The following is a 10,365-nucleotide window of genomic DNA, read 5'->3' as shown; positions in this document are numbered from 1 at the left end:
CATTACAGACACTAAGCAAACCGATAACACAAAAATCAATACCCTGACCACCGCCAATGGAGAAACAGCAAAAGTCATCCTCCCAGATGGCACCAAAGTTTGGCTCAACGCCGCATCATCGATCTCTTACCCTTCCTCATTCGCTGCAGCACCGAGACGCGAGGTACGCTTGAGCGGCGAAGCCTACTTTGAAGCCGCACACGATAACAAACATCCCTTTGTTGTCAGTTCCGCTAACCAGACTGTAACCGTTTTGGGTACCCAATTTGACATCAGTGCCTACCACGACGACAATACCACCAAAACCACTTTACTCGAAGGAACTGTCCAGGTAAAAACTTCACTCAGTCAAAACAGCAAAACCAGTCGAAATGCAGCTACGCTAAATACAAATCCGGAGAACAGCTTAACATTAAATCCTGGCCAGCAATCCAGCCTCACTCCAGCAGGCATCCTCAGCGCAAAAGAAGTTAAACCAGAACTTTTCATCGATTGGAAAGAAGGTTATTTCGCGTTCGACAAAGAACCCCTCGGCAGCATCATGAAAAGAGTAGGACGCTGGTATGACGTGGAATTCATCTTCGACGATCCAACCATCAAAGAAGAACGTTTTTACGGAACGCTGAGCCGCTTTGACAACCTCAATAAAATGCTCAACGCCATATCCAAAGGAAGTGAAGTCAACTTTAAAATTGAAGGCAAAGTCATTAGAATAAGTAGATAGCCATCCCAAAATAAATGAAATGTAACACAGTCAACACAGAAATGAATAGGGGGTTAACCACCCATTAAACAAAGTCAAACCAAAACCAAACAACATGAAGAAAAATAGCAAAACACCGCCGGCTTAGAAAATGCCCTATACAAAAAAAGGACCAACAAAATGTTCAGTCCTTTTGCTAATCCGAAAAAAGGATAAACCAAATTTCTTAAACCAAGCCAAGTGCACGAATTGGACCTCAGCCACTTAAGCTTAAAAACTAGCAAGACAAATGTATATAAATTTTACTAGATATCTCTATGCGCCACCAGCGTATATACAAAAGTGGTTATCAATCATGAAACTAGCCACATTTTTAACACTTATAACACTGCTTCGGGTAAGTGCTACCACCTTTGGGCAACGGATATCGCTTGTTAAAAAAAAAATCACCTTGAACGAAATTTTCTTTGAGCTTAAAAAGCAGGCCGGCTATGATGTATTCATCTCTGATGACGTACTGAAATCTGATAAGAGAATTGATGTTTCATTTAATCAATGTAGCATTGCAGATGTATTCAAAAGTATTGGAGGAGGTGAAGTAGATTTTCAAATAAACGATAACTTGATCATTGTGAAGAGAAAAAAGGTTTCGCTCCTTAGCGCAATGTCAAGATATCTTCATGATTTTTACATTGATGTTTCGGGAAGAATTGTTGATGTCGAGGGAAGGCCGATTGCAGGTGCGACTATTAAAGAAAAAACGAGCCGGAGGTCAGTAATTACGGATGAGAATGGATATTTTGTTTTAAAAAATTGTTCTACCGATGATTATATCCTAATATCTCATCTAGGATATAGCTCAAAAGAATTCCGAGCATCACAAAATTTCGGTAAAATAACTTTAGAAGTTTCTACATCAAAATTAGATGAAGTCGTAATTCGTCCCTATGGCGAAACTTCAAAAAGATTGAGTACAGGGAACATAAGCACAATTACTTCAAAACAAATTGAAGACAAGCCGATTAGCAATGTTTTGCTGGCCTTACAAGGCGAAGTACCCGGAATATCAGTTCTCCAATCATCGGGATTTGCAAACAGTGGTGTTAAAGTTCAGATTCAGGGAGTAAATAGTATGAGTAGGGGTAATGATCCTTTTATTGTTATTGATGGTATACCTTATATATCACAACTCTTACCAAGTGTTGCCGGATCCTTACTAGGGTCTTCAGGCCCTGGAACCTTAAATCAAAACACTTCATTTATTTCATCAGGCAACCCATTAAGTTTTATAAATCCGGGGGATATTGAAAGTATCAGCATATTGAAAGATGCTGACGCAACAGCAATATATGGGTCCAGGGCAGCAAATGGAGCAATTTTAGTTACCACGAAGAAAGGTAAAATTGGTCGAGGGGAAATTACGATAGATCTACGACAAGGAGTTGGGGAACAAGCAAATTTAATGAAAATGCTAAATCTGCAAGAATATCTCAAGATGAGGCGAGACGCATATTTCGGTACTGATAAATCGACAGTTAATTCTTTAGATTTTGTCAATCAATATGATCTTAATGGTCAATGGGATTTAAATAAGGATACTAATTGGCAAAAGGAGCTACTTGGTGGTAGTGCAAACTATAGTAATTTTCAAGGGGTTTATTCCGGAGGAACAGTCAATGATCAGTATCGACTAAGTGGGACATATCAGAAAGAAACCACAATTTTCAAGCATCTACCACACCTAGGCAATGAAAAAGGCTCGTTGCAGTTGAGTGTAAATCATATTGATAATGCGCAGAAATTTAAATTAAACTTCAATGCTAGCTATATGGCGGATGTAAATATTCTTCCAACCCTAGATCCAACAAGCGCAGCTCTTTCGCTATCACCTAACGCCCCAACAATTTTTAATGCAGACGGAACCCTTAACTGGCAACCAAGTATCTCTGGTTTGTCAACCTGGAATAACCCCCTAGCACAAAATTTATATAATAAAAATAGCATAATAACGAAAAACTTAATAGGCGGTTTAACTTTAGGGTATCTAATCACAAAAGGTTTAAACATCTCTTCACAATTTAGTTATGGTAATATCCAAATGGACGAACTTAGAACTTTTGCACTTGCCGGAATCGCTCCTGAATATCGACCAAACGAAACTGGCAATTCTTCATTTTCTAACGGTAACGTTTCATCATGGCATATCGAGCCCAAAGCTACCTATCAGAGTATCATTGGTAAGGCAAAGCTCGATTTATTGTTAGGAATAACATTTCAACATCGAAACCAAAATCAACAGGTTATTAGAGGTCTGGGATATACAAATGATTTGTTACTCGAAGACTTAGGAGCAGCGGGATCGTTGCTTAATCAGGGTACCATAATGAGCAAATACAGATATAATGCACTTTTTGGAAGACTTCAATACAATTGGGATGATAAATACTTAATCAGTTTCAATGGAAGGCGGGATGGAAGCTCCAGATTTGGTAGCAATCATACTTTTCACAATTTTTGGAGTTCTGCTGGTTCATGGATATTTTCTTCTGAGAAATTTGTGAAGAATTTAACCCCAATCTTCAGTTTCGGTAAGTTAAGCATCAGTTATGGTACTACTGGAAATGATAATATTGGAGACTATCAATTTTTGAATCAATATTCCTCAGCATCTAATCCCGTGAATTACCAAAATATCATTGGTTTGGTGCCAAATGGATTACCAAATCCAGACCTTCAATGGGAGGAAACCCAAAAATTACAGTATGCCTTGGACTTGGGATTTCTTGATGATAAGTTACTATTAAACATCAATTATTTTCAAAATCGAACTTCAAATCAATTACTAGCATATGCTTTGCCATCTATTGCTGGTTTTCAAAGTTATACCGCCAACCTGGATGCAGTAGTGCAAAATTCAGGCTTTGAGTTTGCTACGAATTTTAAAGTGTTAAATAAAAATAATTTCAGATGGAAAGTTGGTTTTAATGCATCGATATTACGTAATAAACTTCTAAGTTTTCCTGGTTTATCAACATCATCCTACGCAAATACATTTCAAGAGGGCAAATCAATATCTATAGGTCGCTATTACCAATTTGCTGGAGTAAATCCGCAAAATGGTTTGTATCAATTTCTGACTGCAGATGGGACTTTGACTTCCAATCCTGCATTCCCAAAGGATCTTATGCTCTACCGTGATTATGTTAACATACCAACATTTTTCGGGGGAATTACAAATACGATGGATTTTGGAAATTTACACTTAAATTTTCTCTTCTCTTTTACTAAAAAAACAACTACAAATTCTCTTTTGGGGAATAGATATCCTGGATATGGCTTAACGAATCAGCCATCTTATGTTGCTGGCTCGTACTGGAAATCAGTTGGAGATAGATCGAACTTGCAAGTGCTGACAGCAAATTTTAGTTATCCAGGAGCACTAATTGCACAAATTAGAGCATATCAAAGTGATGCTATAATTTCAGATGCATCATACATTCAATTGAGAAATATTTCCCTTTCCTACGATTTTTCTACAACTTTTATTAAGAAAATTGGACTTTCCAATTTTTCAATCTTTTTAAACGCAGAGAATTTGTTCAAAATTACTGGTTACAGGGGTTATGATCCTGAAGTCTCAGGTCCGTCTACACTTGCCCCACTCAGAATCATTGCAGGTGGATTGAGAGTAAAATTATAAACAGAAACAAACATGTAGAACTATGAAAAAAATAATTTATCAAGAAAAAAAAATGGGAAATAATTCAAATGTTTACCCAGGTTTAATTTCTACCATAATATTTCTAATCATCACATTATTAAGTTGCAGAAAATTTGTAGAGGTTCCAGCTCCACTAAATAGCATAAATGCCAATAATGTCTTCGAGAATGATAAAACTGCAATCCAGGCGCTTACCAGCGTTTATGCCTCGATGGCAGACGATAATGCACGATTTCTCGAACAATCTTATTCCAGTATATTTTTATTTGGAGGATTGTCTGCTGATGAGTTTACATTATATGATAAAAACTATCCATTATATTCTGCTTATTACAGAAATGCGTTATCGCAGGGTTCAAATGGAGTTCTGGTGGGCTCAACTTTTTGGTCAGGAACATTTTCACTTATTTTCAGAATTAATTCCACAGTTGAGGGTTTGGAAAAAAGTACTGGTTTAAGTCCTATTGTAAAAAGACAATTACAAGGAGAAGCTTTATTCCTTAGGGCTTACAGTTATTTTTTGTTAGTCAATCTTTATGGGGATACACCAATCTCACTAACAACAGATCCCGCAAAGAATCGGTTATTAGCCAGATCCCCTAAAGCAGATGTTTACACTCAGATAGTAAACGATCTTTTACAAAGTCAACAACTATTGAGTGATAACTATCTTGACGCTGATTTGAAATCCTCGAAAAATTCCACAGGGAGAGTTAGACCAACCAAATGGGCAGCAACAGCTCTCCTATCACGGGCGTATCTATATATGGGTCGTTATCCTGATGCCATTATTCAATCCGAGTCCGTGATAAATAACTCCAGTTTATTTAAACTGGAACCCTTGAATAGCGTTTTTTTAAACAAAAGTTTAGAAACAATTTGGTGCCTGCAGCCAATAGTAGCAGGCGGTGGCTCTGGGTACAATACCGGAGAAAGTTCAATTTTCATACTTTCTGCGAATGGGCCAACATCTTCATCTACAATAGGGATTGGTTCTACACCATTTTACCTTAGTGACTCAATTCTTGGCGCATTTGAACCTGGAGATGCAAGAAGAAGTGATTGGATAGGTAAAATTACAGCAAATGGCATAGACTATTTCTTTCCCTATAAATATAAAGCTCCTAAGAGTCAAACAGCAAATACAGAGTCGCAGGTTTTGTTTCGTCTAGCGGAGCAATATCTTATAAGAGCCGAAGCAAAGGCTAGACATGCTGATCTTTCTGGAGCTTTGAGTGATTTAAATGTTTTAAGATCACGTGCGAGGGCGACACCGTCGGTATTAGTACCAAATCCATTGCCAAATCTTATTGTAGGAATGAGTCTGATAGACGTCTTAAAAGCAATCGAACATGAAAGGCAAATAGAATTATTTGCGGAAAATGGACATCGGTGGTTTGATTTGAAACGTACTCCAGGCTTCACCAATCCCCAAATTTCAAGAGCGGACGAAATAATGCCCACAATTACGAGCAATAAAGGTGGTATTTGGAATTCGAATTGGAAACTTTATCCATTGCCTTCTGCTGATCTCTTTGCAGATCCAAATCTAATCAATACCCAAAATCCTGGCTACTGATATTATTGACAAAAATTATTTGAAAGGGGAGGATTTCCTTTCATGACATATTAGTTTTTTAGACAAGTAGCTACTTGATCAGTGGAAACATATTTTAATCAGAATGAAAATTAAATTAATTTTATTATTACTGCTCTCTGCAAACCAGATCGCGACTGCACAAGGCATCGAATTCGTAGCTAAGGAATCCTTCGAACTGCTATTAAATCAAGCTAAAGAACAGAATAAATTTATACTTATTGATTGCTATACTACATGGTGCGTACCATGCATTAAGATGGATGAGGAAGTGTATAGTAATGTGCTATCAGGTAACTTGACCAAAAATAAATTTATATCAGTTAAAGTACAAATGGATCGCAATCCAAGGGATAAGAAGCCTATCAGGGATTGGTATGGAGAAGCGGAGAAAATTGCAAATAGATTTTACGTCAATGCTTTCCCAACCTTAATTATTCTCGATCCTACCGGTAAAATGATTGGGAAAAGTGTAGGCATGATAAGCTTAAAAGATTTTGAACAATTTTGTTTGAATGCCCAAGAACCCAAAAAACGGTTTGATTTTATGTATGCTCTTTATTTAAAAAACCAAATTCCCCTGGAAGATTATTATTCATTAGCTGACAAAGCGTTCGAACTTGGGAAAATAGATATTGGTTGGGAAATAAGGAAAAAGTACAAAGGCGAATACCTAGATAAATTACCCTACGAGAAACTATTAACAGAAGAGCATTTGAAATACTTTGATCTTGTTCCAGAGTTGATATCATCTTCTGACAGGGTTTACCGGTTATGCGTAATCCAGCCAGCCACGATTGATACGATTATACCGGGCCTTTCAACGAAACTAATTAATACAACCTGTTTGAGAGAAAATTTTCAAAATATCCTTTTTGATAATAGAAAATCCAAATACAAAGTTCTTGATTGGAAAATGATAGAGAGACGTTTTTTAAAAAAATATCCATTGTCTGGTGGATTAAAATTATTCCTTGAAAGTAAAATATCATATTATAAAGAAACTAAAGATTGGCAAAATTTTGCAGGTACTGTTGATGAACTGATTAACCGTTGCCCCGAATACATAAAGGATAAATTTTCATTGTATTATGGACTAAATAACTTCGCTTGGTACGGCATTTTTTTAAATTCTAACGATCCTGGTTTATTAAGAAGAGCAATTGGGTGGCAAAACATAATTATTGCAAAGTTACCACTCAACGAGATGATTGACACTAAAGCAAATCTATTGTATAAATTGGGGAAAATTAATAAAGCAATTCGACTTGAAAAAAAAATTGTCAACCTTTTGGCCGCAAAATCTGGGAAATCTCCAAAAGAAGTTGGAGGAATTTTTTATCAAACCCTCATGAAAATGGAGCAAGGATTGTCAACCTGGGAATAAACACAATTTATCTATGAAGTTACAATCACAATATCTCCATACTTTGTTTTGGGTGTTAATGAGTGTCGTATCACACAGTCAAACAATACATAAAACCAATTTAGATGACAACAGTATTTCCACTTGGTGCAGATTCAGTGAAGAAGCTGTTATCTCAAATGACGCAAGGTATGTTGCGTACTCTAAAGTGATTGGAGAAGGTCACACTTCTAAAATAATATGGCATTTTAAGGACCTGAAAACGAATTGGGAAATAAGTATCGATAATCCGCAAACTGTGCCAAATTTTTCGGATGATAGTAAATCAATATACTTTAAATCCAAAGACGATAAGTTATTGTACCTTACTTTAGGTACATCTACATTTACTGATTTTGGAAATGTAAAATCGTACCGATTGGTAAAATTCAGAAACAAGCAAGAACTTTTCAGTCTGACAGCAGACAGTGTCCTTAGAATAAACCATAGCCAAAAAGCAAAAGGCTTGACATTTGAGAGAACTGCTAGATATGAGTTTTCAAAAAATCTATCAAAACTGTTCGTCTTCCAAAATGACGGCAAAGGCACATCAATTGTGATACTTGATTTAGCAAGCGGGAAACAAGAGCAAATATTTAAAGGCTTAGTTGTCACTAGTTTTTTAATGAATGGTTTGGGAAGTGAAATTGTATTCGTTTCAGGAAATATGTTGTGGCTTTGGGACTCTCAGCAACATCTCAGAGTTCTTATTGATTCGAAATTCATTTCGCAATGCATAGGCTTCAATTTAACATTAAAATCCATGAGCAACAGAGGTAACTACGTGGTCTTGAAATTATCAAAATCCCAAGTTGATTCTAACATTTTACAAAGTGGGGTTGATATCCTTAGCTCTGAAGATCCAGTCTTGAAATTAGATCCAGAAATATATCCTACAATCGAATCAAAAGAATTAATGGTCGATTTCAACAGTTCCAAAATTTTGTTTGAGACCGAAAAAAATGAATTTTTAGATCAACCTAATGACGATGGGATCACTATAGTCAGAAAAATAGATTCGGGACCGTTCAATGCAAATATTAGTAATGTTGAATCTCCATGGAATACAAAGGGCAGACATCATGACTACATTCTCAATGTGCAAACGTTAACCAAAACCGCCCTGCCTTATGGAGTTAGAGCATTTCATGAAATGTCTCCAAAGGGCTCATATATTATTAGTCAGATAAGTGATGGGGGGGACATATTCCTAACAAAATTGCAAGATCTTAAAACCGTCAATTTAACAAAGAACCTTCCAATACCTATATCAGATGACCATTGGGGGGCTACGGCTCTGATCGGTAATCGAGGAATTAAAGTTGTTGGTTGGGATTTTAATGAAGCAAATCTCCTTATAAAAGACCCGTACGACATCTGGAAAGTTGATCCTAATAACAATCAAAGATTCTTTAATATTACCAGTTTTGTCGGGAGAGAAACGAAGACGGTTTTCGATTTCTTTGCAAATTTTAACTCAAAACAACGTTTTTCTGATAACGAAATTTTTTGCACTTATTTAAGTGAAAAAAATTTAGATAACGGTTTTGTTAGAGTTGACCTTGCTGGAAAGGTGAAGCCCGTTCTGCTAGCTGGTGGGAAATATATTTACCATCAATCGAATTATAAGAACATTAATAACATGCCCCCAATTAAAGCAAGAGATAAGAATGTTTGGTTGGTGGCTCGTATGAGTGCCAAAGAATCAAATAACCTTTTTTGGACTAAGGATTTTAAAGCCTTCAATCGAGTAAGCAATATACATCCTGAACGTAACACCGTTTGGCTAGAAAATGAACTAATCTCTTATAAAACAGAAAGGGGCGTATCATCAGAGTATATTTTGTATAAACCGGAAAATTTTGACTCTACTTTAAAATATCCCGTTTTATTTACCTTCTATGAACAAGAGGCACTAAAATTAAACCAGTTTCCATTACCAAAACTTAGCGAAAGATACAGCTTTAATATCCCATACATGCTGAGTAAAGGGTATTTAGTATGTGTACCTAATATCTATTTTAAAATAGGTAAAACCGCTGAGAACATCGTCGATTGTGTAGAAGGCGCGGCCATTGACTTAGCAAAAAAATCATATATCGATAGCAAACATTTTGGTGTGTGTGGTGGAAGTTTTGGCGGATATGGTGTGAATTGCCTTGCTGCTTTTAGTAATAAATTTGCTGCATTAATATCTATTTCTGGAGTAAGTGAATTGATAACCTATGATGGAAGTTTTCCGAATGTACCTTCTCATATGGAGTTAGGGCAGGGTCGAATGGGAGTTAGTTTATCAACTGATCCAAAAAGATATATTGACGCATCCCCCTTGATATTTGCCAAGAATGTAAAAGATCCTATCCTAATTGTTAATACTATTACAGATTGGAATGTAAATGTAAATCAAGGCAATACATGGTTCACGGCCTTGCGTCGAGAGGGGAAACCGGCCTGGATGCTTCGATATCAAGTCAAAACACATGGCATTCCGATTCAACATCAAAGCGATTTTAGCATTCGTTGCGTTCAATTCTTTGACTATTACTTAAAAGGGTCAATATTGCCTGCATGGATGAAATAATAGCTTGCCAAAAGCTGTTCTCAATACCTTGAAGATCATGGTAACTTGATCGCTCTTGCCGCATTATTTAAATTCATGCAGGATTAGCAAGATGTACTATCTGCGGAAACTATCTGACAATTTTAAACTAGACACCAATAATACAAACCAACTTTTGAACAAAGATCAAAATCTCAAAAGCAGTTTAAATCACATTTCGAATAAATTCAACTTATTTTAGCCGAAACGTTCAACCCTCCAAGTAAACTAATAAATTCCTTAAAAAAATATTTAACTGTTTTTCAGTGGTTTATCATTTTAATTCACAAATATTTTCACATAGAATAGTTATCCTACTCACTCACAATACCCTTAGTAT

The 10,365-nt window shown here is 36.3% G+C and carries 5 protein-coding genes; all 5 read left to right on the top strand.

Features of this window, described 5'->3' with window-relative positions; genetic code table 11:
* Nucleotides 1–724, top strand: a 724-nt coding sequence (locus tag R2R71_RS21135; RefSeq protein ID WP_316833285.1) for a FecR family protein, incomplete at its 5' end; no start/stop codon positions are given.
* A 334-nt stretch (nt 725–1,058) separates the two neighbouring features.
* Complete coding sequence (locus R2R71_RS21130; RefSeq protein WP_316833284.1) at nt 1,059–4,403, top strand: SusC/RagA family TonB-linked outer membrane protein; 3,345 nt, start codon at nt 1,059–1,061, stop codon at nt 4,401–4,403.
* Between the two features lie 22 nt (nt 4,404–4,425).
* The gene (locus tag R2R71_RS21125; protein ID WP_316833283.1) at nt 4,426–6,003 is read left to right on the top strand and encodes a RagB/SusD family nutrient uptake outer membrane protein; all 1,578 of its coding nucleotides are present in this window, start codon (nt 4,426–4,428) and stop codon (nt 6,001–6,003) included.
* A gap of 103 nt (nt 6,004–6,106) precedes the next feature.
* Nucleotides 6,107–7,408 carry a thioredoxin family protein gene (locus R2R71_RS21120; protein ID WP_316833282.1) on the top strand — a complete coding sequence of 434 codons (1,302 nt, stop codon included), beginning with the start codon at nt 6,107–6,109 and terminating at the stop codon, nt 7,406–7,408.
* 13 nt (nt 7,409–7,421) lie between these two features.
* On the top strand, nt 7,422–10,007 hold the full coding sequence (locus R2R71_RS21115) for an alpha/beta hydrolase family protein (protein ID WP_316833281.1): 2,586 nt from the start codon (nt 7,422–7,424) through the stop codon (nt 10,005–10,007).
* Nucleotides 10,008–10,365: the final 358 nt, after the last annotated feature.

The sequence above is a fragment of the Pedobacter aquatilis genome (genome assembly GCF_032678405.1).
In the GTDB taxonomy this organism is placed as follows: Bacteria; Bacteroidota; Bacteroidia; order Sphingobacteriales; family Sphingobacteriaceae; genus Pedobacter; species Pedobacter aquatilis_A.
This window is presented reverse-complemented; position numbering and strand designations above follow the sequence as displayed.